The 24,963-nt window shown below is 65.3% G+C and carries 19 protein-coding genes; 11 read left to right on the top strand and 8 right to left on the bottom strand.

What is annotated here, in order from left to right; all coding sequences use genetic code 11:
- The first annotated feature begins 30 nt into the window (after nt 1-30).
- Nucleotides 31-1,518: an nSTAND1 domain-containing NTPase gene (locus G3M57_RS26560; RefSeq protein WP_163233925.1), complete on the top strand. Its 1,488-nt coding sequence runs from the start codon at nt 31-33 to the stop codon at nt 1,516-1,518.
- A gap of 9 nt (nt 1,519-1,527) precedes the next feature.
- On the opposite strand, the gene G3M57_RS26565 is transcribed toward G3M57_RS26560, so the two are convergent.
- On the bottom strand, nt 1,528-2,592 hold the full coding sequence (locus tag G3M57_RS26565) for a hypothetical protein (RefSeq protein ID WP_163233926.1): 1,065 nt from the start codon (nt 2,590-2,592) through the stop codon (nt 1,528-1,530).
- A gap of 132 nt (nt 2,593-2,724) precedes the next feature.
- On the opposite strand from G3M57_RS26565, the gene G3M57_RS27275 reads away from it, so the two are divergent.
- From G3M57_RS27275 to G3M57_RS26590, 4 genes are read left to right on the top strand one after another with little or no spacing between them, the layout of a single operon-like run.
- The gene (locus G3M57_RS27275; RefSeq protein ID WP_188916229.1) at nt 2,725-4,080 is read left to right on the top strand and encodes a hypothetical protein; all 1,356 of its coding nucleotides are present in this window, start codon (nt 2,725-2,727) and stop codon (nt 4,078-4,080) included.
- Nucleotides 4,064-5,107, top strand: coding sequence for a trypsin-like serine peptidase (locus tag G3M57_RS26580; RefSeq protein ID WP_163233927.1), 1,044 nt, complete (start codon nt 4,064-4,066; stop codon nt 5,105-5,107). The genes G3M57_RS27275 and G3M57_RS26580 overlap by 17 nt, the downstream gene beginning before the upstream one ends.
- A 2-nt stretch (nt 5,108-5,109) precedes the next feature.
- Nucleotides 5,110-6,180: a hypothetical protein gene (locus tag G3M57_RS26585; protein WP_163233928.1), complete on the top strand. Its 1,071-nt coding sequence runs from the start codon at nt 5,110-5,112 to the stop codon at nt 6,178-6,180.
- Nucleotides 6,177-8,927: an AAA family ATPase gene (locus tag G3M57_RS26590; RefSeq protein WP_163233929.1), complete on the top strand. Its 2,751-nt coding sequence runs from the start codon at nt 6,177-6,179 to the stop codon at nt 8,925-8,927. Before G3M57_RS26585 ends, G3M57_RS26590 begins: the two co-directional genes overlap by 4 nt.
- A gap of 8 nt (nt 8,928-8,935) precedes the next feature.
- Here G3M57_RS26590 and G3M57_RS26595 read toward each other — a convergent pair whose 3' ends face one another.
- The 3 genes from G3M57_RS26595 to G3M57_RS26605 form a co-directional block, all read right to left on the bottom strand.
- On the bottom strand, nt 8,936-9,493 hold the full coding sequence (locus G3M57_RS26595; RefSeq protein WP_163233930.1) for a DUF1353 domain-containing protein: 558 nt from the start codon (nt 9,491-9,493) through the stop codon (nt 8,936-8,938).
- A gap of 316 nt (nt 9,494-9,809) precedes the next feature.
- Nucleotides 9,810-10,751 carry a DUF5677 domain-containing protein gene (locus G3M57_RS26600; RefSeq protein WP_163233931.1) on the bottom strand — a complete coding sequence of 314 codons (942 nt, stop codon included), beginning with the start codon at nt 10,749-10,751 and terminating at the stop codon, nt 9,810-9,812.
- Between the two features lie 262 nt (nt 10,752-11,013).
- Nucleotides 11,014-11,649, bottom strand: coding sequence for a hypothetical protein (locus G3M57_RS26605; RefSeq protein ID WP_163233932.1), 636 nt, complete (start codon nt 11,647-11,649; stop codon nt 11,014-11,016).
- A gap of 312 nt (nt 11,650-11,961) precedes the next feature.
- On the opposite strand from G3M57_RS26605, the gene G3M57_RS26610 reads away from it, so the two are divergent.
- A complete protein-coding gene (locus G3M57_RS26610) occupies nt 11,962-12,258 on the top strand; it encodes a hypothetical protein (protein WP_163233933.1) in 297 nt (98 codons plus the stop codon).
- Nucleotides 12,259-12,508: 250 nt separating this feature from the next.
- Nucleotides 12,509-12,778 carry a hypothetical protein gene (locus G3M57_RS26615; RefSeq protein WP_163233934.1) on the top strand — a complete coding sequence of 90 codons (270 nt, stop codon included), beginning with the start codon at nt 12,509-12,511 and terminating at the stop codon, nt 12,776-12,778.
- Here G3M57_RS26615 and G3M57_RS26620 read toward each other — a convergent pair.
- A complete protein-coding gene (locus G3M57_RS26620; RefSeq protein ID WP_163233935.1) occupies nt 12,775-13,833 on the bottom strand; it encodes a nucleotidyl transferase AbiEii/AbiGii toxin family protein in 1,059 nt (352 codons plus the stop codon). The two genes, G3M57_RS26615 and G3M57_RS26620, sit on opposite strands and share 4 nt — an antisense overlap.
- Complete coding sequence (locus G3M57_RS26625) at nt 13,833-14,528, bottom strand: DUF6088 family protein (RefSeq protein WP_244322647.1); 696 nt, start codon at nt 14,526-14,528, stop codon at nt 13,833-13,835. The genes G3M57_RS26620 and G3M57_RS26625 overlap by 1 nt, the downstream gene beginning before the upstream one ends.
- Before the next feature lie 630 nt (nt 14,529-15,158).
- Here G3M57_RS26625 and G3M57_RS26630 point away from each other — a divergent pair.
- Together G3M57_RS26630 and G3M57_RS26635 are read left to right on the top strand one after the other, a co-directional pair.
- Nucleotides 15,159-17,465, top strand: a complete 2,307-nt coding sequence (locus G3M57_RS26630; RefSeq protein WP_163233936.1) for a TonB-dependent receptor — start codon at nt 15,159-15,161, stop codon at nt 17,463-17,465.
- 355 nt (nt 17,466-17,820) lie between these two features.
- Nucleotides 17,821-18,822, top strand: a complete 1,002-nt coding sequence (locus tag G3M57_RS26635; protein ID WP_163233937.1) for an alpha/beta hydrolase — start codon at nt 17,821-17,823, stop codon at nt 18,820-18,822.
- A 271-nt stretch (nt 18,823-19,093) separates the two neighbouring features.
- Here the strand turns inward: G3M57_RS26635 and G3M57_RS26640 are convergent, their stop codons facing one another.
- A complete protein-coding gene (locus G3M57_RS26640; RefSeq protein WP_163233938.1) occupies nt 19,094-20,416 on the bottom strand; it encodes a glycoside hydrolase family 1 protein in 1,323 nt (440 codons plus the stop codon).
- Between the two features lie 223 nt (nt 20,417-20,639).
- On the opposite strand from G3M57_RS26640, the gene G3M57_RS26645 reads away from it, so the two are divergent.
- Nucleotides 20,640-22,364 carry a tannase/feruloyl esterase family alpha/beta hydrolase gene (locus G3M57_RS26645; RefSeq protein ID WP_163233939.1) on the top strand — a complete coding sequence of 575 codons (1,725 nt, stop codon included), beginning with the start codon at nt 20,640-20,642 and terminating at the stop codon, nt 22,362-22,364.
- Between the two features lie 186 nt (nt 22,365-22,550).
- On the opposite strand, the gene G3M57_RS26650 is transcribed toward G3M57_RS26645, so the two are convergent.
- Complete coding sequence (locus G3M57_RS26650; RefSeq protein WP_244322644.1) at nt 22,551-23,699, bottom strand: TraB/GumN family protein; 1,149 nt, start codon at nt 23,697-23,699, stop codon at nt 22,551-22,553.
- Between the two features lie 334 nt (nt 23,700-24,033).
- On the opposite strand from G3M57_RS26650, the gene G3M57_RS26655 reads away from it, so the two are divergent.
- Nucleotides 24,034-24,945, top strand: a complete 912-nt coding sequence (locus tag G3M57_RS26655; RefSeq protein WP_163233940.1) for a sugar phosphate isomerase/epimerase family protein — start codon at nt 24,034-24,036, stop codon at nt 24,943-24,945.
- Nucleotides 24,946-24,963 lie beyond the last annotated feature (18 nt).

Consider the following 24,963-nt stretch of genomic DNA (forward strand, 5'->3'; position numbering starts at 1 on the left):
ATGGCGAGGTCGCCACGCTATTCGCCGAGCATGTCGCTGCCGGCCGTTCGTCGTCGTCACCTTGATCTGATGACGGCCTGCCCGAAGCTGAAGCCCGCCACCGTTCTGCGTCGCGCGACGGCGATCCGTCACCAAGCCGCCGAGCTTGGGCGCTGGCTGGAGGGCCCGGCCGATCGCGACGTGGCCCAGGGCATCATCGACTATTGGGCGGGGGCGATCGCCAGCCTGCCCGATCAGCCTTTTCCCGAGCTCAAGCGCCTGGCCGATTTCGATCCAGCCACCGGTCCCGCCGTCGAGGCGCGGGCGCGAAAGGTGTTCGAGGCGTTGTCTGACGCGGAAGTGGTCGCGGCCCAACATTTGTTTCTAGATTTGCTCAACGCCCCAGCGCCCTTCGGTCCGAAGGTCGATGTCCCTCTCCTCGAAGCCGTTCGCGATAGGTTCGCCAAGGCCGGCGTCATCACCGCCGCCTTGGGCGGTCAAGGCTTCGTCATCGCCCATGAGGGCCTGTTGACGGAACACTGGCCGCAATTGGGCGCGTGGATCGCCGACGCGCGGTTCGAGGAGGCCCTGGTCGTCAAGCTCTCCAAGTCAGCCATCCTCTGGGGGAAATACAAGCGCAAGACCGATCTGTTGCTGGGCGATTCGTTGAAACGCGCCTTGCCTTATCGCGACCGCGGACCGGCGATCACGGCCTATATCGACGCCAGTTCCCGGCGGCAGCGCGTGCGCTGGGCGACCATGGCGTTGATCGCGATCATGGGCGTCGGCGCGGCCGCGCTGGTGTTCAATCGCCAGGAGTCGGACGAAGCAAGGATCAAGACGCTCGAGGACAACCTCGACCAGGTCATCGCTCCGTCCTCGACGGTCGCGCCGGACACTGCGCCTGTCGTCGATCTAGGGGCGGCGGGGCCAGAAGGCTATATTTGGATCGGAGGTTCCGGCCGCGCCTTGCTCAGACAGTATCCCTCGGCCAAGCCGGCCCTTCCCGACGCGATCGTCAAGGGCGGTCGCTACCGGAGCAACGGCAACATCGTGTTGCGCACGGGTTATCCCGATGGCGATTACCAATCGGCCCCGCGATCAGGGGTGATCGAACCCGACGCGATGGTCATCGCGCTTGATAAGCCGCGCGCCATGCAAAGACCATCGGGGCCACAATATTGGTTGCGCGTGAGAAAGCTGGTCGCCGTCTACATCCAATACAAGGGTGACCGCGCCCAAGCCGAGGCGTTGCGCCAGCGGTTGTTGGCCCAGGGCTATGATGTCCCCGGCGTCGAGGACATGAAGGACAAGGCCATCCCCGACGCCGAGGTTCGGTTCTATCGGGCGAGCGAGGCGGCATTGGCCCAGCGCCTCGGCATGGCCCTGAACGCCACGCTTTCGGGGGAGGACTCCGGGCCGGGACCGTCCTGCAAGCTGGCGACCGCCGCCCGACTTCCGCGGCCGGCGGTCCTGGAGGTTTGGATAGATTTCACCAGGCCGACGGCGGCGTCACCGAGCGTTGCCTGCCGCGTGTGACGTTGGCTTCTAACCGGGCTTCAGTTCGGCGGTCAGGATGTTCTTCTTGATCGCCTCGAGACGCTTGGTCTTGGCCTCTTTCTGCTTGGCGTCCGTCTCGGCGCTGATCTCCGCCTGCAGCTTGAGCGCCTGCTCCCGATAGGCGATGTCGTTGGCCAGCTGGATGCCTTGCATCAGCGCGTCGATCGAGGCTTCGGCGCCGGTCTTGGCGTTGAGGAATTTCTTCAGCTGCTCGGCGGTGGCCAGGGTTGGCGCGAAGGACTCCAGGGACTTGCGTTCGGCGCCGTCGAGGCTGACCACGACATAGGGACTGTCGCCGTCGTATCGCGTGCCGGTCGCGCTCACCAATCCCAAACCGGGCTTATAGGTCAGGCCCCGGTGGTCCTCCGAGCCCATGACCCGGAAATCCGCCTTCGCGGGAACGACGCCCGGTATGTCGAAGTCGATGGTGTCGGTCGAGCTGAACGCGGGCTCGCCATCCACGAGGGCGTCGGCCCAGTCCGTGGCGATCTTCAGCAAGCCGCCGGCCGCCAGCAGGTATTCCCGGGCGGGCAGCAGTAGCGGCACGGCGGCGGCCTTGGTGAAGGAGGACGCGATCGTGTTCAGCAAGCCCTCTGGAAAGCGATCGAACGCCATTTCGACCGTGAAGATCAGCTGGTCGGTCAGGACGGCCGGCGAATAGGCCACCACATTGGTGCCCGCGTTCACGGCCGAGGGCGCGACGAGTTGCCTTCGCGAGCCGATGCCTGGCTCGGCGAAGTTCACGGCTCGGCTGGCCGGCGCATAGGTCGCGTAGCCCTTCAACGCGGTGGTCACCAGCATGGATTTGTCGCCGCCGCCCAGGATGGTCTTCTTGGGATGCTTGCCCGTGTAGACTTCGCGGATCAGGACCGTGAGCGGCTGGCCGCTTCCGATGGGCACGAACTGCGTGGCGCCGGTTAGATCGGATTCCAGCCCTTTCGCGCCGCCGAGCGCCGCCTCCAGGGGCGAGGGCCGATCCGGATCCGCCGACCGTGACTCAAGATATTCCGACTTGGTGACCACTTCTTCGCCGAGCACGCGAAAGACACTCATCCTCCGACCCCCCGTTTGTCCAGAATGGAGGCCAACACTGCGACCATCGCGGGAATATAATCAAGCCGATAGTTTTCATTGCAACTCAGTTTTACGTTGAGCTAGGCTCGCTATTCAGCGGGGGCTGGGACGATGGCTACCGAGCGAAATGAAGACCAGGTCGTGGACCTGTCACGGGACGTTCACGGCGATCCCGACGCCCCCGTCGCGGCGCCGGCGTCCCGCGGCGGACTGGAATCGTCGCCGCCCTGGCGGATCGCCGAGGCGCTGGAGGCGCTGCGCGAGCAAATCAACACGCTCGCGCCGGCTCGGGATAAAGCCAGTGACGGGGGCGTCGGCGACGCCGCTCACCGTGCTCGCTCCAGCGATCATAATCCTTGGGTGGTCGACGGCGCCTACGGGGTGGTGACCGCTCGCGATTTCACGCACAGCCCGGGAACCGGATGCGACGCGGGCGTGCTGGCGGAAGGGCTGAGGGCCAGTCGCGACCCGCGGATCAAGTACATCATCTGGAATCGTCGGATTTGCGCGAGCGAGCCACGGGATGGACAGGCCGCCTGGGCTTGGCGTCCATACGGCGGAACCAACCCGCATGACCACCACGTCCATGTTTCGGTGCAACCCCTTAAGGCGCTATACGACGACCCTCGCGCGTTCGCGATCACCAGCGTTTCGGCCACGCCGTCGGCGCTTCCCGTCGCCCGTGCGGAGCCTGGCCTCGAGATCGCGGCCATCGCCGCGGCGGCCAATCAGCTGGCGCAGCTGACGCCGCTACTTCAGCGTTTGATCGATCTGAAGGAAAGTCCGGACCTGACCGTCGCAGCCCAGGCCGGACCGCTGCTGAGCCGCTATCTGGAGCTCACCCAACCGCGATCAGCGCCCGCTGGTTCCGATGGTCTTCGACTTGGCGACCTGACCGACGAGTATGAGCGCCTTTTCTCCAGTTGCCAGATCCGCCCCGAATGGGCTGGCCAGGTGTCCTGGCACCGCAAGAAGCTGCTGGCCTTTCAACCCCGCTATGTCGCCGTGGGAAACCGGGCGCGTATCCCCTGGTGGGTGATCGGCGCCATCCACGCGATGGAGGGCGGCTTTGATTTCGCGACCCATCTGCATAATGGCGACCCGCTCACGGGGCGCACCGTGAGGGTCCCCGCGGGCCGTCCGATCGCCACGCCCCCGCCCTATAGCTGGGAGGAAAGCGCGCTCGACGCCTTGACGGGCCACGATCTGGCGGGCCTGGAAGATTGGAGTGTGCCCGCGACGTTGTTCCGCCTGGAGCGCTACAACGGCTTTGGTTCGCGACGGAAGGGTATCAACACGCCATACCTGTGGAGTTTCTCGAACCACTATTCGAAGGGCAAGTTCGTGCGCGATGGTGTGTATGATCCCGAAGCGATCTCCAAGCAGTGCGGAGCCGCCGTCATGCTCAAGACGCTCGCCGACCACGGCGACATCGCCATCCGAGGCCTAGATGATCCTGCAAGGTGATATGCGGAGGCGCGTTCTCGAATCCATTGAGAACAGCTTCAATATAAATGACATGAGCACGATTGTCTCGAGAAGACTGGATTTGCGTATTGATAATATCGTAAATGTAAATGGACTTTGGGGAAATCAAGTCGATACGATATACGGCCATTTTGAACGGCGTAATACGGTGGAAGAGCTTCTAGCCGTCCTACGCGACGCCAGGCCGGCCGTGCCGGACTTCGCCTTCGCGCTCGACGAGCTGGGCTTCACGCGAATTTCCAATGGAGCCCAGGTTGGCCCCATCGCTCTGGAGGTCATGCTTTCCGACCGAGGCTATCGGGACGCCCCTGAATTTCGCGGCAAGCTTTCGATGCTGGAGGGGCGAGTCTGTCAGGTGAGGGCGGCGGGAACCGGGACGGGGGTGCTCATCGCGCCGGACCTGGTCCTGACCAATCGCCATGTCATCGCCGGGTTGCTCGCCGCCGATGGACGCGCCTTGTTGGGCGACGTCACGTGCGTCTTTGACTGGAAATCGGGGGGCGCCCGTTTCGCGACGCCCGAGACGCGGGTGGTCGTGAGGAGCGTGGAAGCCAGCAGCCCCCACGCGGATGGCGACCTGGTCGCCGGCCCGATGGTCGATTCAGCCAGCCACCTGGATTATGCGATCCTGCGCCTGGCCGAGCGGATCGGCGACAAGCCCATCACGGTTGGCGGCGAGCCTCGCGGCGTGGTCGAGGTCGCGCCGTCCGGATCCGGGCTGAAGACCCACGACGCGGCCCTGATCCTGCAACATCCGATGGGGCAGCCGATGATGATCGACATTGGCGCGGTGTTGGAACAAGGACCCACGCGGTTGCGTCACAACGTCAACACCGCTTCCGGGTCCTCCGGGGCGCCCCTGTTCGACGCCACGCTGAGATTGGCGGCGCTCCATCACGCCGGCCACGAAAACGGTCCCCCGTCTCACGGGGTCACCGGCTTCAACCAGGCCATTCCCATCGAACCGATCCTCGATGACGCGCGCCGAGAAGGAGTGATGATCTAGCCGTGCCCCTCCTCGTCGACGAAGAACTCGCTCTCATGAGGTTGGCCGACGACCTGACCCAGGCCGAGCTCGACCATGTTCTTTTTCGGGCCGTGCAGGCGCGAACGGACCGGTTCATCGGCGCGAACTCGGCGGCGCCGGCCGTGTCGGTGGCGTTCGTGGCCTGGCTCAGAAGCCGTGAACATCTCGCGCCGGATATTCTGGCTGGGCTTCTGGTCGACTATCCCCGCCATCCCTCCAGCGTCCCGCTAGCCGCCGCCGAACAGCGGCTGAGAGCACGTCTGGCCAGGATGCCGCGCTGCGCGCCGCACGAAGCCGTGCTGGTCGGCGGCATGCCCATCGTCAATCGCGTCGAACTCCGTTCGCACCTAGCCGATCTGGTATCGGGCTATGCGTGCCCGGTGGTCGTGGTCGAGGGCGAGCGCGGCTTTGGCCGAAGCCATTCCTGGAAGCTCATTCGCCATGTCGCCGAGCAGTTGGGGCCAACCCGGATCAAGCCGATCGGCCTGGACTTGGTGGGGCCTGTGCTGGCCAATCAGACCCTGCCAAACCTGTTCGCGCATCTCACGCGCGTTCTTGGCATTGCGGTGGGGCCCCAACCGATCTGCGATGGCGTCACGGATGGCGCCTTGAGCGCGCTCTTCGTCGCCGAATTCCTGGCGCGCGTTGAAGCCATGCCCACGCCCTGGCCCGCGACGCCTTGGATCGTGTTCGACCACTTGGATCGGCATTTGGCTCCCGAGGTCAAACTGTTCGTCGCGGGCCTGGTGGACGCGCGCCTCAATGGCGCGTTGCATGATTGCGTGATCTTCCTGCTTGGTCCGGATCTGAAATTGCCGATCAAGGATCCTGGCCGGTTGGCGCGCCGAGAAAGATTGACCAGTTTCCTGGACGCGGAGATCGACGCGGCCGTTCGGGCGCTCAATCTGCTTGGGGCAAACCCGCTAGACGGGGCGGATCTGCAGGGTGAGGTGGACGCCTTGCGCGGCCTTTGCTTGCGCCATGCCGGCGCTGATTTGGCGTCAGCGGTCTTCGAGGGGCTGGTGGATCTTCGCGAAAGGGTGCGGGCATGATCGACGATCGCCGCCGCGCGCCGCCGACCGCGGCCGAGCTGATGACGGACGGGCCGGTGCGCGATCTATGGGGGCGCGCCGCGGTTCGAGAGCGGTTCCAGTCAGGGGACCTGCTAGGTGGCTGGCTGGGCGCGCGCGGCTCTTCATCGTCGGCCCAGCTGGAGCTGGCTCAGCGCACGGCGCTTGATCTGCAGCTATTGGCGACGCCGGCGGAGGCCGCCGACGGTTCCCCCGCCGTGCGGCTCAGGCAACGCGATCGCGTGCGCGTGCTGAACGCGATCGGCGCCGCCGACGCCAAGCGTTTTCTCGACGAGATCGCGCCGGACGACAAGACCCAGGGCGAGGCCCTGCTTTCAACGATCCTCAACGGTGACGCCGTCGCCGTGGACGCGGCCAATCGGCTCGGACTGGCGACCTGGGCTCAAGTGGCGCCGCTGGCCGAGGCGGTGGGGGCGTCCATCGCGACCGACCTCGCCACGGTTCGTCGGCGGATGGATGAGCTGGACTTTCTCAACCTCGTCGGTGGCGCGGATCTGCCACGCTTCATCGGCCGAACGCGCGAGTTGGCGAAGCTCCATCGGGCGTGGGCCAGGGGGGTGCCCGTCGTGGAAATCGAGGCTCCTGGCGGCATGGGAAAGTCCATGTTGATCGCCAGGTTCGTTTCCGAATTGCTGGAAAATCCAGAAGAGCGCCCGACGGCGATCTTTCACGTGGACTTCGATCGGCGTGACCTGCAAAGGGCCCGCCCCGTGACGATCCTGGCCGAATGCCTGCGTCAGGTTGACCGGTGGATAGACGAACCGCGAGCGCGACGGATCGCGGCGAACGCGGTCGCGTCGGCGACCTGGGTCGACGATGAAGACGATTATGGCCACTCGCGGGCATCGGAGTCGTTTTCCATGCACCAAGACAGGTTCGCGGCCGATCTTGGCTTTCTGCTTCGCGAGAGCTCCAGGCACAAGCGTCCTCGAGTGGTGATCATCGCCGACAGCGCCGAGCAGGTTTTCGATTTCAATGACCTGGCCGCTGAAAGCCCCCTGATCGCGGCTGACATGCTGCGCCGCGAAGCCGGCTGCCAGGTCATGGTGATCTATGGGTCCCGCCATTTTCCCCCGTTCTGGCGCTCGGGCGAGCGCCGGATCATCCTTGGCGTCCTGAGCCCCGATCAGGCCAAGGCCTATCTGACGACCGAGGCGGCCCGCTTTGGGGTCACGATCGCCAAGGCTCACTTGACGCGTGTCATCGGTGCGGTCGGCCGCTCGCCGCTGGCCCTCAGATTCGCGGCGCGCCTCTTGGCGTCCGACGAAGTCGACGACGCCGAGGCGTGGCTCGACGCCGTGGAATCCGATCCCGAACGCATTCAGGCGACGCTGTACGACCGCGTGCTGCGGCGCATTCGCGATCCGGCGTTGCGTAGGCTGGCGCGTCCGGGATTGCTCGTGCGGCGGCTGACCACAGAGGTTATCTCGCAAGTCCTAGCTGGGCCCTGTGATCTGGATTTCCGTGAGGCCTCGCCGGACGGCCTACTGGCCGCGGCGGAAATGGAAGGGCAGCTGTTTCGCCGCGACCCCGCCGATCCAGGCGCCGTTTGGCATCGGTCGGATGTGCGCGCCCTGATGCTGCGCGACCTCGACGCGACGATCCCCAGTTCCGTCGCGCGTGCGATAAACCTAGCCGCTATCGAGTTTTACGCCTGCTTCGACGATCCGATTTCGAGAGGCGAGGAACTCTATCATCGTTTGCGTCTGGGCCAGTCTGGCCACCTCATCGCCGAGCGTTGGATCCCCGAGGCTGGCGATCGGCTAAAGCTGGCCGCGGAGGAGTTCGGACCAGGCGCTAGATCGACGCTGCGCAGCCTGCTCGGAACCGCGTCCCTGCGATACCGGGAAGGCGTCAAAGGCTTGCGGGAGGCCGAGGAGGCGCTGACGGACTTTCCCGATGGATACGCCGAATTGCGACGCGTGATCAGACGCGACATTCAACAAGGCCTAGCCCCGCTTCCAACGCTGGCCCGTTACGGGTTGGATCGTTTGGATGGGCCGCTGGGCGACGTATACGCCGAAGCCCTGGTGGTGGCCGGCTGCTGGCACGATCTCTTGATCCAGGCCAATCGGCTAAGGTCGAATTGGCGACATGTCCCTCCGTCGTCGGCCGCCTCGATCTACGCCACGACCGCCGGCGTGCTCGAAGGATTGGGTCGGCTTTCCGAGGCTTTCACCTATTGGGATATCGCCGGAAGCATCGTGCTTGGACCGTCCACCGACCAGGATGGAGAGCGTTTGGCTCTAGGCGTTAGCGTGGGACAGGCACGAATACGTCGCAAGACGATGCCCCTTGGCGTGTCGCGGCGAAACGCGGAGCTTGATCGCCTTTTCCGGGAGGCGCGCGGGAGCGAGCAAGCGCTACACGGCGGGGCGGTGCTTTTGCGGGAATTGGTGGCCGAACTCATCGAAATCCTGGGAGACGGCTATCACGAGGGCTTTCGGCAGGTCTTTGATTGGCTGCAGGTTCTGCTGGAGCGAAACGAAGCCTTCCCCAGCGCCCTGGACAACCCCGCTCGCGCCAAGGAGATCGCGCGCGTCCTCGGGGCGCCGGATTGGCCGATGAATGAGCTCATGTCCTTGCTTCGCAAGCAGCTCTACGAGGCGCGCCATGATGAAAGACAAATGGCCGCCTGGGCGCGCTTGCTGCGAGAGGAAGTGGATTGGACCCTGGCGAAGGCCGTCTCGCGTCGATCGTCGAACTAGCGGGGCTTTCAAGGACGATAGTCGGGGGCGGGAGAGGCCTTCCAGTACCGCTGATAGTATTGCTCGACGGGGAGGTCGGGCGCTCGGCGCTCGCCCGTCTTCCAGTCAGCGAAAGCCGTCTTCCAGGCCGAGGCCTCCTTGGCGTACGCGCCGCCGCCGCCCAGCCGGACGGCGCGATACATGACCGTGCGTCGAGCCAGACTGACGTTAAGGTCGGCCATGGCGTCGAGGAATATCCGATCGGCGAAGGCGCGTTGGCCAGTCTCGCCGATCAGGTATAGCCAGTCATGCAGGACGGCCGCCTTGGCGTGTCGGCCGAACGGCGGGAAAACGCCGCGCACGGCCGTGGGAATTGACGCGAAGTCGGTGACATAGCCCTCGGGGACGTCGATCTGAGCGCCAGACGCGGTGTGAATATAGCGGAAGCCGTAGGCCACGACCGCAGTGGTCCGGCCCTCCTTTTCCTCCGCTGAATCCAGCACCGCCACAACCAGCGGCAGCGGCATGACCGGCGCGTAGGCTTCCAGGCCGCCCTTTGGGTTTGGCTCCAGAGGTTCGAAAGGCAATGCCCGATCTCCGCGTTTCGACTTCGCTGGCTTCCCGGTGAAGTGGTTGGGGTAAGATAACGGCGTTATCGATGAATGTCATGGTGAAGCTTCGGCGCGGGCAAGACGTGTTGGGACGCATTCTTGCGAAGCTTGGCGTCCGCGTTCTCGACCGAGATTTTCTCCAGTGCGCGGGCGGAGATCCCCTCGTTCCAATAAGCGCCCCCGACGCCTGGGTTTTGACATCGCCGTGCGACCTGGCGAGCCTTTTCGATGAAGCCTGGTTCAAGGTCTGGTCCAAGGCGATCGGACTCATTCGTCCTGGTGTGGGTGTGTCCTAGCCGAGAGCAACCGACAGGCTCTTGTGGAACTTGGCGAGGCTCTTGGCCTCGGCCTTCCGCGCGACGGGTCCGATCTCCTGACTGAGCTTCATCAGGACCCGGGCGGCGACGAGCCGATCAAGGTTCAAACGGGTGAACAGCAGGGTCGAGGTCACATGGGTCAAGCTGGCCGCGACGAGCGCCAACGGCGACGTCATGCCCGAATTGCTGGCGCCGGCAAGCAGCAGGGGGTGGTCACGTTCGCTTTGGCCCAGCAGATCTTCCGAAGGGTGATGGCCGCCATGATTATGGGCGCAAGCCCACTGATAGACACCGCGCCAATGGCCCATGTCGACACCATCCTCGATCTGCCGGAAGTTGGGCTTCTTGGCGCCGTTTAGGGCTGGGCTGGCCCAGCCATATTGATTTTCCATTTCGTCGCCAAATATCGCCTTGATCTCGACCGCCCGGCTTTCGAGCATGGCGATGGCCGCGGGATCATGAGGCTCGAAGTCGCCGGCCTTGGCCGCCGCGTTCCATGCCCTGGCCGCCTTGGCGGCCTGGACGTCGGCGTGGACCAGGTAGCGCGCCGCGATGATTGGTCCATGATCGCGAATGAACAGCGCCACCACGTTCAACTCGTAGAGCGTCCGCCAGCGCGCGATCGCCCCATCGGCGTAGCCGCCGCCCATCAAGCAGAGCACCTCGGACGCCACGAGCAGGCAACGGGCATGGATCGCGACAAGGGCTTGAAACACCGTGTCGTCGTCCGCATCCGCTTCGGCGTGGAAATGGCGTGCGAAGGCGTCGGACGCCTCGTAGGCGATCGCCATGATCATTTCGAGCAGGTCGAAGGCCTTGCGCCAACGTTTGAAGTTGCGGGCCTCGAACCCCTTCCGATCGGCGCGCCGACCACGCAGCATCGCCGGAGCGCGAGCACGCAATTCCTTCAGCAGCACCTTGGCCGCGCCTTTCGAGGATCTGACGATCGTCCGATTGATGACCGCCTCGACTTCCTCGGGCGGAAGATCGGCGTCCTTGCAAGCCTTGGCGACCATTCTCTCGAATTCGCCGTGGAGATCGTCCATCGACCAGGGATCGGTCTTGCCCATCGAGGATTCCTCCTTGCCGCTAGTTACCTGGCTAAGCTTTCGCGAGAGCAAAGGCGGCTTCGCGCAAACCGGTGGCGATGTCGATGGCGCGGCGGCTCGGTCGTGGCCATCAATCCTCCTCCACGGGCACCGTGGTGGTGGGTTCTGTCACCAGGGCTTCGAGGTCGTGGATGATCCGGACGCCTTGTCCGCAGTTCAGGATCGCGGCGCTGGATCCCAGCCACAGCACGTCCACGCCAAGGCAGCGTTTGTCCAATTTGCTCTCGGGGGCCACCCGCAGACCGGTGTGATAGACGGCTGGCCAAGCGACACGACGGGTTGCCAGGCTCCAGCCCGACTTGAGGAAGCCGTGCGCGCCCCAAAGGCTGATGAACAGTGTGCCGGCCAGGGCCACGCCCAGCACCACGTAGAGCGAGATCTGATGATCTTCTCGCGCTTCGGCCACCAACTCCTCGACGCTCCGCCGGCGTCGTGGGCCGGGGTCGAGCCTTTCGGTGATGCGTTCCGCGGCCCATCTTGACGCGGCCAGGACGATCAGACCCACGACGAAGCTCATGACGAATTTGGGGAAGAGGGAGAACCCGCCCATGACCACGTCGGTCGGGCCGGCGATCATGAAATAGCTCGCCCGCCATGCCGCCCAGAACAAGAGCCCGTTCGACAGCGCGCTGATCGCGAAGACGCCGGCGGTCGCCGCGCTGCAGAAGTAGAGGGCTCGGACAATCGGCGTGTCGGCATTGGACAAGGGGATGCCTTCTAGGTTGGGCGGCTGCGAACAGCGATCCTAGCCCGGCGGCTGGAAGTGCGGTGCGTCTTGTGTGCCGCGGAGAAGTATTCGTAGGGCCCAATCGGTATGGCGTGGCAGATGTCACCGACTCTTTAAGTCGCGACCGACGCGCCCGGCGAATGCGCGGGATACCGCCTAGTGCTGCCATGCAGTCTCACGACGTGACCATTTGGTTGCTTGACATGCCTAACTGGTACAGGGGTGACATTCTCATCCGGCCGCTACAGATTGTTTGCGCCTAACAAATCTTATCGGAAATAATGTCTACCCTTGATCATCAGTGTCCTGACCGACCGGGAGCCGACGACAGCGGGAGCTTTCGCGCGGCGCCTTGCTCACCCACCCCAATGGGATCTGGGGTTCATCGCAGGCCTGTTGCGTGAGGCGGAAGGTGTCGCTCGCACTGGCCGCCGTGAAGGCCGCCCTGCCAGCGACCTTATCAAAACGGCGGTCCAGGATCCGAATGTTCGCGACATGCTTTCATCTGCGCTCGCCGCCCTTCGGACGTCCGAGGACATGGTGCGCCAGGCGATCGTCGCCGGAAGCAAGACGATTGGTTTAGACTAGCGCCGCACCTGCGCTGGGTCATTTAGCGCTGGAGCGCGATGGCGCCGTGCTGTCCAGGCCCCGTCGGAATTCTACCGGTGTCTGATCACCACTCGACAGCCCGATCGTCATCGTAGCGCATCCCTTGCAGGTAACGGCGTCTCCAAGCCTGTGGCGGCGGCCTTCCTGCGCCGATTGCGTCGGTCGATCGTGGCAGCGTTGCGCGGGAGGGCGACGCATTCCAAGGTCGCCCCACGATCGGAGCGCCATCATGACCTTCAGCATCAAGGACCATCCGTTCTATGTGCGGATGAAGCAGTTGCCGCCGCAGGAGGTGGCCGCCTGGGTGCTGGGCGAGGCGCCGGTCGAAGCGGTCGAGGCGAAGCTTCGCAAGGAGGCGTTCCGCCGGGTGGCCAAGCACATTACCGCGGGCAAGGCCGAGCGGAGCAAGCACGGCTTCAACTCCGACACCAACGGCGAGATCGCCCGAGCGATGGAGTGGGCGTTTCAGGCCGGGCTCAAGGCCGCAAGCAAGACCTAGGACGCCGGTGTGGCGTTCAATCGGGCTTCGAGGGCGACGATGCTGGCCAGCACGTCCTCGAAAGCCGGCGGCGTTCCGAAGATCATCCGGGCCATAAGGTCGTAGTCCTTGGCCAGGCGCGCGGTCATTTCATCATGGGGAACCAGCCCGTAGGTTGGCGGCCGGGCGGCGGCGAGGTTGGCGTCCGGACGATTGAAGAACAGGCGCGCGTGCAGCGCGCAGTTCTCGGCCAGGACCTGGTCAGCTAGGGCGCGTTCGCCACGGTCCGATTGGACCAGCCGGTGGAGGTCATAATAATGGCGCGACACGCGCTGACCCTCGCCCCGCAGCACGCCCTTGCTGTCGAACGCCGCGCGCAGGCCATGGAGGATGAGCACCTTGTCCCAGAATGTGCGCTCGGGATCGACCGTGGTGACGTTGGCGACCGTCAGGTCCAGGTCGGCGACCTCGGCCGCAAGATAGGGCGTGACCGCGAGGGGCGCGTTCGGGTCCAGCGCCGAGCGGGCGCCGCTTTCGATCGTCACGTGGCCGGCGATGTAGGCGTCGGCGGCCAGGGCGCTCGGATAGACCACCCGCAGGTTCAGCCGATCGGCCGGATCCTCGGCGATGCGCAGGGCGCCGGCCGGCAGGCCCAGCCGCTCGACCGTGGCGGCCGTCAGGGCCTCGAGTTCCCCGCGCAGCCGGCCCTGGATGTAACCGGCGCAGACATCGGAGAGGTTTTCCAGCCAGGCTTTGCGCTTCTTGCCTGAGAGCGCGTCGAGCTCGGTCAGGCTTTCGCCTTCGCCCAGGTCGTCGCGAAAGACCGTGACGTCGATGTCCTCCGAGAAGCGGGCGATCAGTCCAAAGCCCTTAGAGAGCGAGGTGCCGCCCTTGAAGAGCAGTCTGGGACCTCCGGCGGGCAGGCGGTTGAACAACTGATCCAGGGTCCAGCAGACCCAGAAGTCCTTCTCGACATTCTGCGGCGTGGTCCCCAGGCGAGCGGCCGTGGTGTTGAACAGGCCCCGTCGGTCATCCTCACCGGCGCCGATCACCTGGTCGACGGCGAGGTGGGCCATCAGGCGGTCGCGCCCCGCGCCAGTTCGTCGGCGATGAACGGCCGGACGCGGTCCTGCATCCAGGTCGGCAGGCTGGAAAAACCCGCGGCGAGATCAGCGCGCAGGTCCCCTCCCCGCTCGGGGTCTTCCAGAAGGTCGGTCAGACGGCGCAGATGCGCCGCGGTGAAATCGCCGCGCGCTTCGATGTCGCGCAGCCAATGCAGGGCCTGGACCAGGCGCATGGCCGGCCGGCCCGCCCAGACCAGCTTGGTTGGCGAGGTCGGGCGAAAGACGATGTCCATCTGGCCCAGATGGATCGGTTTCAGGCGCCCTTCGGTATGGACTACGATCTTTGCCGGCACGGCGGTTGTGAAGCCCAGGTCGTTGGCCGCAGTCATGCCGTCCACCAGCAGGCGCAGGTGGTCACGTCGGGCCACCGCGTCGATGACGGACCTGGGGTCGGGCGGGTTGGGCTGGCGCGTCAGGCTGTTGATGGCGGGGCGGTCGTAGAAGCCGCGGTCGATGCGGCGCAAGCGGCCCTGAACGGCGCGGCGTTGCAAGGCCTTGTCGACGGCGTCGCGCGCCCCTAGGTCCAGGAAGTCGGACGGCGTCCAGACATAACGGCGCGGCGCGGCGTCGATCCGCGTGTCCATCTGAGTGCTCAAGGGTGTGGCGGCGCCGGTCATGTCCGAAATATGTATACGAGTTTCGGACATCTTCAAGCGCGAACACCGCCGCGCCCTGGCCTTATCGGCATATGCCGATAAGGCCAGGGCGCGAGTCGTGCAATCAAAAAGCCGTAAAAAATCAGCCGGTTGACCTGATCAATGACGAAGTCTACGCCTGAAGGGCGTAGACTAGTCGCTTGGCCGTGACATCCGCCGCCAAATGCATGCCGATCCTCGCCCTCTGGAGATGCATTTAGATCGGCAAGGCCTGGCCGTAATGGTCACTTCGCCCAGCCGCCCGCGAGGACTGAACTTCGCGACGGCAAGCACCGGTTCGCGCTTCCTCAGTCCGGTGTCCGTCGGGCGCGCGAAATGCAGAGCAAACATCTGATGATTGCGCTGCAACTAGAGGATTTAATTGTGCTTGGCGCGCTGTCGATGGGAGGCGCACTTGGTTCAAGTTCAACCTCACGTGTCGCGGAAAAATTGGTGCCTAATCGCCGGTCCTGTGTCCAAAACGCTACGTTCCTAAAAAACAAACAGGAAATACCGGTTTGTTATTTGAGCAGATGATTGTGATGTCCTATCCTCGCCGGACAATAGCCAGCTCCTCGCGGATCCGGCGGCGGCGACCAGCCGCGCCGGGCGCGAGAGGCAAAAAACCCGGGGAGGGATTTAATGAGCCATCGTCACTGGATTCTCGGACTCGTCGCCGCTTCGTCGACGTTCGCCATCACCGCCGCCGCCAGCGCTCAGACGGCCTCGGCTCCGGCCTCGCAGCCGGCGAGCGTTGATACGATCGAGGAACTCGTCGTGACCGCGCAGAAGCGCGAACAGCGCTTGATCGAAGTGCCCCTGTCGGTCGCCGCTGTCGGTTCGGATCAACTGCAGCGCCAGAACATCACCTCCATCAGCGACCTTTCGCGCGCGGTTCCCTCGATCAGCGCCAACGGCTCGGTCCGTGGCGTGTCCACCAACGGCGCGGCCCGCTCATCGGAAGGGGCGGTCGCCGTGGTGCTCGACGGTGTCGAACTGGGTCACCCGGCGGTGGGCGCGTCGCAGGTCAGCAGCATCTTCGACGTCGAGCGTGTGGAGGTCCTTAGCGGTCCTCAGGGCATGCTGTTTGGCAAGAACGCCTCGGCGGGCGTGATCAACATCGTCACCAAGGCTCCCAATCCCAGCCGCTTCGAGGCGATCGGCCACGCCGACGTCGGCAATGCCGGCTTCGTGCGCCTGCAGGGCGTCGTGAACGTGCCGGTGAGCGACAATGCGGCGTTGCGCATCAGCGCGCATCGCGACGAGAACGAGGGCATCGTCCGAAACACGCTGACGGGCGGCAAGCCGGAAAGCCACAGCACCGGGGTGCGCGGGCGCTTCCTGTGGGAGCCCAGCAGCGATCTGGCCATCAACCTGATCGCTGACTATGACCGCGCCGGCTCCAATGGCCTTCGCGATGTCGCCTATGCCATCGCCCCGACGGCGGCGCTGCAGGCCCGGCTCGCCGCCTGCGGCATCGTCGCGAGCCTTTCGAACCGGCAAAACTGCGCCGAAGGCAATTCCAAGGTGCCGGGTCGCGACACCAAGTACGGCTTCTCGGGCCAGGTCGACTATCAGGTGGGCGGGTTCACCCTGACCTCGATCACCGCCTACCGGCACCGCCAGACCGGTGACTTCGACTATAACGGCCTGGGCGGCGACAGCGATTTCCTGTCCACCGACATCCTCAGCACCAACCTGACGCCCGAGCGGCTGAGCACGATCAGCCAGGAGCTTCGCCTGACCTCTCCCGCCGGCGAAAAGCTCGAATATGTCGCGGGTCTGTTCTACTCGCAGACCGACCAGCGCGACCAGGTGATCCAGGCCGGCGGTCTGGGCGCCCTGCCGCCGCCGCTGCGGATCGGCCGCATCGCCAAGCTGGACATCTACAGCCGCAGCATGGCCGCGTTCGGCCAAGCCACCTACCATGTCACCGACGCCTTCTCCCTGATCGCCGGCGCGCGCTATACCGACGACACCCTCAAGGACGTCTCCCAGTCCCTGACCAACACCACCACGCCCAGCGTCGCCGACTACGGCTACATCTACTCGCCCGCCTTCTTCCTGGCGCCGGTCAACGCCAAGGTGAAGACCGACAACTTCTCCTGGAAACTGGGCGCGCAATACGTCTGGTCGCGTGAGCTGAACGCCTATTTCACGGCGACCCGCGGCTACAAGGGCCCGGCGGTCAACGACCAGGCCTCCCCGCCGCTGGTCACGCCGGTCATCAAGCCCGAGATCCCCATGTACTACGAGGCGGGCCTGAAGGGCGCGTTCCTGGACGGGCGCGTGCTTGGAACGGTCGCGCTGTTCCACAACAAGGTGAAGGACTTCCAGACCTCGGTCTATTCGCCCGCGACCGCCACCAACCCGGTCGCCGGCTTTGGGCAGGGCAATGCGCCAAACATCGTCAGCAAGGGCGTGGAGGTGAACCTCACCGGCCGCGCCACGCGCGAGCTGACCTTCAGCGCCGGCGCGATCTATAACGACGCCTCATATTCCGACAGCTTCCTGGTGGCCTGCGCGCCCAGCCAGGTCGCCGGCGTGGGCGCCTGTTCGGCCGCGGGGACGACCAAGCCGGTCTCCCAGATCGCCGGAGTCCCCAAGTGGCGGGTTCTGTTGAATGGCGAGTACGCCAAGGAAATCTCGTCGGGCCTGACCGGCTTTGTGCAATCGGATCTGACCTACGAGTCCAAGCAGTTCACCCAAGCCACCCCCGATCCGATGATCGGCCAGCCCGAGCACTGGCTCTTGGGCGGTCGCGTCGGGGTTCGATCCACCGACGGACACTGGGGCCTGAGCCTCTTTGGCCGAAACCTGCTCGACAAGCACTATGACCAGCTTTCGTACGACGTCCTGTCGGGCTTCAATGGCGGTGCGGGGCGCTCGTTCTGGATCACGCCCGCGATGGGACGCACCTGGGGCGCCACCTTGGATGCTCGGTTCTAACAAGGCTTGCGCGCCGACCGGCGGTCGGCGCGCCTCCCCCTGGTCCCAGGACCCGCGGACCGCCTGAGCGCCAACGCGGTCACGTCATGAGATTGGCCAGTCACGGCGCGCCGTGGCTGGCCTTTTTGTACGCTTGTATCCGGTGATCCCTGGCGAGCGCCAAAGGTCGGAGGCCGATGATCCATGCTCGGACTGGACACAAACAGGCTGACCTGCTTTTCATTACACTTTGATGTTCGCCATGGCCAGGTCGGTGGACAGGACGATGGGCTTGAGGGGCGCGCCTCTAGCCGATCCGACGGGCGCGGACTTGGCTCGTGGCGTGAGAACCCTCAAACCTCCTCAAGGAAAACCCATGAAACGTCTCGCCTGTTCAGCGCTTCTCGCCGCGCTGCTGACAACGACTTGCGTATTGGACCAAGCTTATGCGGCGTCGGCCAAGGCCGCCGCCGCGAAGCCGGCGCCCGCCAAATTGAAGTACCAGTTGACGACCTATACCTACGCGACCCGCGAGGGCGAGGCCCTCAAGTTTGATCGCATCGTTGATACGTCGTTGAAGGCGGCCGGCAAGCAGCCCGTGATCGTGTTTCTGTATGGCGGCGGCTGGGAGGGCGGGGCGAGAAATGATCCCGGCCTGGCCCCCGGCCTGCGCGAATGGGCCTCCTCGGGCTACACCGTGATCGCCGTCGACTACCGGCTAGGCGTCAAGATCGCCAAGCAGCGAAACGAGTTCAGCCCCGAGACCAGCACGGCAATGTATCTTCGGGCCATCGAGTGGAGCGTCGAGGACGTCTTCGACGCCACCTCGCTCGTCTTGAAACACGCTGATGAGTGGAATATCGACAAGAATCAGATCGTTCTGATGGGCGGCAGCGCGGGGGCCACAAGCTCCCTGGTGGCTGAATACAACATCGCCAACGAGACGGACCTGGCCAAGGCCCATCTTCCGCCGAACTTCCGATATGCCGGCGTCATCTCGATGGCGGGCGCGTTCTGGCTCAAGGCCAATACGCCGCTGACCTTCAAGAACAAGCCCGCGCCGATCATGTTCTTCCACGGCGCCAAGGATCAACTGGTGACCTATGACGAGGTGCAGGGTCCGTTCTCCGGCTATGGACCGGTGGCCTATTCGCGACTGTTCCCTGGGCCCGATTATCCCAAGTGGTTCGTTGACTACCCACAAGGCGACCACATCATCGCCGGCACCCCTGCCGGCGACTCGGTCAATGAGATGAAAGCCTTCCTCCAGAAGTTCGTGAAAGAGCGTCAGCAGAGCTCGATCCATACGGTGGAAGAAGACAAGATCCCGAAGACTTTGGAGGTCTTTTTGAAGGCTCTGGCCGCCAAGCCGAAATAGCCAGGGGGGCGGTTGGCGCAGGCCGCGCCGACCGCCTTGCGATCCGCCAGGAGACCGGCCTCCCACTTTGGAAGCGCAACCTGTCCGAAGCGGGGGCGCCGCCTGCGCCACTTTCATGCGGCCCCGGCGGATCACGATCGATCACGCTCATCATTGACAAGCCACAGACCGGTTTGGCGAGCGGCAAGCTTCGTCGATGTCCTCGGCGATAATGGTCTGGCGGGCGTATCGGGGCGATCGCGCGTCATCGGATCGCCCCGATACGCGGCCCTCAGGCGCTCGGCAGCGCGTTGGCTCGCGCGATGGCGCCCAGCACGCCGGCGCTGGGCTTGGGCGTGCGGCGGAACGTGGTCCGGTCGACGGCGACGAGACCATATTGATGCTTGTAGCCGCTGATCCACTCGAAATTGTCGAGCAAGGACCAATGGACGTAGCCTTTGACGGGGACACCCTCGTCCATGGCGCGCTTCAACTCGGCCAGGGATTGCTTGATCATGTCGACCCGTAAGGCGTCGTCATGGGTGTTGATGCCGTGCTCGGTGACGATGATCGGCACCTGGGCTAGCGAATAGGCGTAGCGCACGGCGTTGGCCAGCGAGGCGGGATAGACCTCCCCGCCGCCGGCGTTGCGCAAGCCGCCCGGTTCGGGCTCCAGCTTGCCCTTGGCGTCCCAGCGCTGGCGCTCGTAGTTCTGCACGCCCAGGAAATCATCCGACCGCGCCGCCTCCAGCCACGGCAGGTAGGCCTGGGCCCGGAACCTGTCGCGCATGCTGTCGGGACCGACGGCTTGGTCGTCCGGCATGGCCAGGGTCACCCCGACGGGCAAGTCGCCCCGCGCGGCCTTGATCGCGGCGCGGCCGGCCTTGTGCGCGGCGATGAGGGTCTTCGTGTATTGATCGAAATCGGTGACGCCGAGGTTGGCGAAGACGAACCGATCACTGCCCACGACCTTGGCGGCGGCGGCGAGCATCGCGTCCAGGCGCGGCTTGATCGTAGCGAGCTTGGCCACGCTCGCCGGATCGCGGATGTCGTTGGGTTCGTTCAGCGTCATAGCGTAGGCGATGCCGCCCGCCAGATGACGGGCGGCGCGATCGCAGTAGCGAGCAAAGAGTTCGGGCGCGTCGGGGTTCGTCCAGCCGCCGCGCGCGGCGAACCACCGGGGCGTCGTGAAATGGCTGAAGGTGACCATGGGGGTGAGTCCTCGCGCGCGGCACCCCTCGATCATGGCCTTGTAGTGATCGAGCATGGCGCGAGAGAACACGCCCGGCTCAGGTTCGATGCGGGACCACTCCAGGCTGAAGCGGTAGGTGTTAAGTCCAAGCGATTTGACTAGGTCCAGATCGCTTGGCCAAAGCTCGAAGCTGTTGTCGGCGTCCAAGGACGGCTCGGCGAAGATCGTCGGCTTGACGGTCTCGGCGACCCAGAAGTCGCTGTTGACGTTGTTGCCTTCGACCTGGTGGCCCGCGGTGGCCGCGCCCCAGAGGAAGCCCTTGGGAAAGGCTTTCGCCTTGGGTGTGGACGCCTTCGCGCCTCCCAGCGGCATGGCGGCCAGCGCCGCGCCGGCTCCCACCACGGTTCGACGATTCCAGTTCATGTGCTTCCCTATCGATTGAGCTGAAGCCTAAGGAGTCGCCTGGGCGCATCCGACGAATAAAGCCAGGCGGCCATTTCTCGCCGCGCGGGCGCGCTTGTCGGCGACCGTTACCCATCATCTATATACAAGCCATACTGTTTGCAAATGGCTGAGGGGCGTGCTTAATGCGACGAGGTCGCCTCCGCCGTTCAGGCGCGGCCGCCGCCCGCAGCGGGCGTTGGTTGTGGCGGCGTTCATGCCGGTCTTACAGGCGCGGCGTGCAATCTCCAGGGGAGGATGGAAGTTGGGTCTGGCCGCTACAGTCGGGAGAATACGCCTTGCGGCGCTCGTGCTGCTCGGGCTTTTCGCCGCGATGGCGTCCTCGCCGGCCAGAGCCGCGGAGCCTTGCGAGGCCCTCGGCGGCGGCGCCAGGGTCGGCGACGCGGTCGTGGTCATGTCCCAGCAGATCGCCGCGGGCGACTACACCGCCTCGGACGGGGTGCGCCTGACCGCCCTGCCCGCATTCTGTCGCATCTTCGCCGTCGCTAGTCCTTCCCCCGCCTCACAGATCCTGATCGAGCTGTGGCTGCCGCAAGCGGCCGGCTGGAACGGCAAGTTCCTGGGCGTCGGCAATGCCGGCCACGCCGGCAAGATCGGCTCGTCCGGCTTGGCCGCGGGTTTGAAGCGCGGCTATGCCACCGCCACCACGGACATGGGCAGCGCGCCGGCCGCCGTCGCCGGCGTGGAGTTCAATTTCGGCAACGGCCGGCCCGAGCAGATCCGCGACTTTGGGATGCGCTCAACCCACGCCATGACGCAGTTGTCCAAGGTGCTGGTCGCCCGCTTCTATGGGAGGGGCGCCTCGCGCGCCTACTTCGTCGGCTGTTCCACGGGGGGCAATCAGGCGCTCACCGAAGCGCAGAAGTTCCCTGACGACTACGATGGGATCATCGCGGGCGCTCCGGCGCACAACCGCACCCACCAGCACATCCACTATTCCGCGCTTCGGCAGATCGGAACCCAGCCAGGCTCGGTGATCCCCATGCCGCTGATGGCGGCCTGGCAAAAGGCGATCATCAGGGCCTGCGCCGGCCGAGACGGCGGCGCGCCCGGCGATCGGTTCCTGACCAATCCTCTGGCGTGCACTCTCTCGCCACGCGACCTGTCCTGCGAGCGCGTGCAGGATAAGGCTCAATGCCTGTCGAACGCCCAGGTCGGCGCTCTGGAGAAGGTCTATGCGGGCGTCGCCAATCCGCGGACGGGGGAGCGGTACTATTTCCCGGACGTGCGAGGGGCGGAGGAACTGATCTTCCCGCTGTATGACGCCTCACTCCTGCCCAGCAGCGGCTTTGACATCACCCATTGGATCCTTCCGCCCGAGCGTCCCGCGTCCAGCTTCGACTTCGACCATGATCTGGATGCGCTCGACGCGGCCTACGGGTCGGCGCTCAACGCGATGGATCCTGATCTGACGGCCTTCGCCGCCAAGGGCGGCAAGTTGATCATGTATCACGGCTGGGCCGATGGGATCATCACGCCGCTGGGCTCGGTGGACTACTATCAGCAGGTCTCGGCCAAGGGCAAAGCCCGCGAGACCTTCGCCAGGCTGTTCATGGTGCCGGGCCTTGGCCATTGCGCCACCGGCCCGGGAGCCAACGATATCGGCCAGTTGATGGATTTGAAGCCGGGCGTGGCGCTGTCGCCTCGCAACGACCTTCTCACCGCGCTTGAAACCTGGGTCGAACGCGGCGCCGCGCCCGACGAGATGCTCGCGGCCAAGTCCCCGCAAGCCTACTCGTTTCCGCCGTTCGCGATGGAAGGGGCCACGCCCGAGGCGCGTCCGGTCTGCGCGTTTCCTGCTTCGCCGCGCTACGACGGCAAGGGCGATCCCTTGAAGGCGGAAAGCTTCAGGTGCGTCAGAACGCCCATCTTGCCCTATCCGAGACCAGCGACGCGATATCTGCGCTGAGGCAGGGTTGATCCCTAGATCGGGCGAACTGCCGCTAGCGGTCAGGTCTTGGCCTGGAGGCAGGACGCGGCGCGAGTGATCGCTGACAGGACGCGCCGTGACAGAGGCGGCGGTGCGCGGGACTTGGCAGTCGGGAGGCGCCAGGATCGAAGGGCGCGCGGTCTTGGAGACCGCGCGGCCCAGGGCTCAGTTCGCCCCTTGATCCCGCGGCCGCCAGGCCGGCCCTTCGATCTGGAGGCCCTCGGCGTGGAGACGGTCCAGGACGCCGCCCTTTTCGGCCAGCACGCGCAATGGCGCGACGCCGAGCGTCACGCCCGGTGTCTTGAGCGCCTCGGACACGGCGTCCGTCCACTGGCCGCGAAGCTCGGGACCAAACCGGGGATCCCCCCACGGGAAGCACGCGCCCAGCGCCCTTTCCAAGGGCGAGGCCATGACCTTGGGAACGTCAAACCGAGTCCAGGCGTCTCCGCGTTCGCGCACGACGCCCTCGCCCGCCTCGGCCGCCGCCATGGCCGCGTCCAGACAGGGGACATGGGCGGCGGGCGGGGCCTGCAGCAGGCTGTCGACTAGCTCGTCTCCATAGACCCGGCCGACTGGTCGGGTCGGGATGCTGTTGCGGCGCGCGGTGCGTCGGACCACGTCGCTGGCGTCATCGGTCGTGTTGCGATTGAATTTCAGGCGATTGAGCAAATCTGTCGCTGTAACGAGCGGGTGTTGGCGCTGATAGGAGCGGCCATTTTTCTGCTCCAGCGCGATCAGCCGGCGAAGCTGTTGAGGCGTCAGAAAGTCCGCGACAGTCTCGCCCTTTGGCAACTGAACGATCTTCGCGCCGCGCCAGAAAAGTCGAAAGACATCGGCCGGCGAAACCTTTTCCTGGACGCCAAGGATGACGTGTTCGGAGTGCGCCGTGGCGGTCTCCAATCGGTCGGGCCGCCAGGGCGTGGCCTTGGGCACCTCGGTGATCTCCCCGACCAGCAGGATCGTCGTCTGGCCCTTGGTGATCTGCCACATCGGCGCGCCGGAACGCCGAGCCTCGATGACGACCTCTTCCACGGCGTCGGGTTCAGCGGGCGCGGCCTGTTGCGGGGCAGGGCCGGCCAGGCCGTGATCGGGCGCGCGCGCCTGGGCCTGGGCGCCGCACGTCGCCAACACGACGGCCGCGGCGGACAGGATATGGAGGCGCAAGTGATGGGCCATGTTGGCGATCTCGTGCTGATCTTGGAGCCGATGGGAGACCGAGCCGTCGAAGAGCGTCATCGACGGCGTCGGGGGGCGAGGTGGATACGCCAACGAGCGTGAACGCCGACCGCAGCGGGCGGCGGCCGGTTCGGGCATACTCCTCCCCGGCTCAGAGCCTATGAAATATCGAAAGCGCAGCGACTTTACAAGCAGGCGAGACTTAATGTTATTTAATGGCGCCGCAGCCGCTATGTTTGGGGCGCAAACCACGGAGAGGGCGTGAACGTCTGGCCGCCAAAGCGTTTTCCAAGCCCGACTTTTTGGTCTCTTCGGCCCATCGATTCCGGGCCTCCTGACCCCCGCCTTTAGCCTCCCTCTCTATCCAAGCGCCCTGCCCCCGACCCAAACCGCCCATGCCTTGCATGAGCGATCTCACAATTTGGAGACTTCAATGCACACGAGACTCGACCGTCGCGCGCTGATGATGGGGTTGGCCGCCGCGGCGGCGGCGCAAGGTTCGCCGGTCGCGGCGGCGCCCTCAAAGGACTTCTTCACCCGGCTTGGACGTCCTATCGGTCTCCAACTCTATACGCTCGGCGATGAGCCTAAGAAGGACCTTGAAGGAACGCTGCGGCGCGTGGCGGAAATCGGCTATCGCGACATCGAGCTTCCCGGCCTGTTCAGCCGTGAACCGCCCGATCTGCGTCGCGCCGCCGATGCGGCGGGGCTGGCGATCAGTTCGCTCCATGTTCCCGCGGCGGGCGCGGGCGTGTCGGTTCGCAGCGAGCCGCAGGCCCTGGCCGACCTGGCCGGAGCGCTGGGAGTCAGGCAACTGGTGGTGCCGATGTTCCCCTTGCCGCCGGGCCTGAGGCTGCAGCCCGGCGTGGCTCTGGAAACGGCGATCACCCAGGCCGTGGTCCAGGCCGGCGAAGACATGTGGAAGCGCCTGGCCCAATTGCTCAATGAACGCGCGGCCGCTCTCGCGCCCCACGGGATCACGCTGAGCTATCACAATCACAGCGTCGAGTTTCTCCCGATCGGGACCGGGACCGGTTGGGATATCCTGGCGCGGGAAACCGACCCGCGCCTGGTCTATTTCGAGATCGATATCGGCTGGGTGAGCTCGGCGGGGCTGGACCCGGTCGCGTTCTTTGGCCGCCACCGCGGCCGCGTTCGCCAGGTTCACGTCAAGGATGTCGCCAAGGGCTTCACGCCGTCGCAGGCGCTGGTCACCTCCCCGGCAGAGGTGGGCTCGGGGGTAGTCGACTGGGCTCGTGTCCTGCCGGCCGCCTACGCCGCGGGCGCGCGCCATTTCTACGTCGAGCAGGAGCCGCCCTTCACGCTCTCGCGCCTGGAATCGATCGCTCGCTCCTATACCTACCTGTCCAAGTTGCGGGCCTGAGCCGAAGCGCGGCGGCGA

The organism is Caulobacter rhizosphaerae (assembly GCF_010977555.1).
Classification (GTDB): domain Bacteria; phylum Pseudomonadota; class Alphaproteobacteria; order Caulobacterales; family Caulobacteraceae; genus Caulobacter; species Caulobacter rhizosphaerae.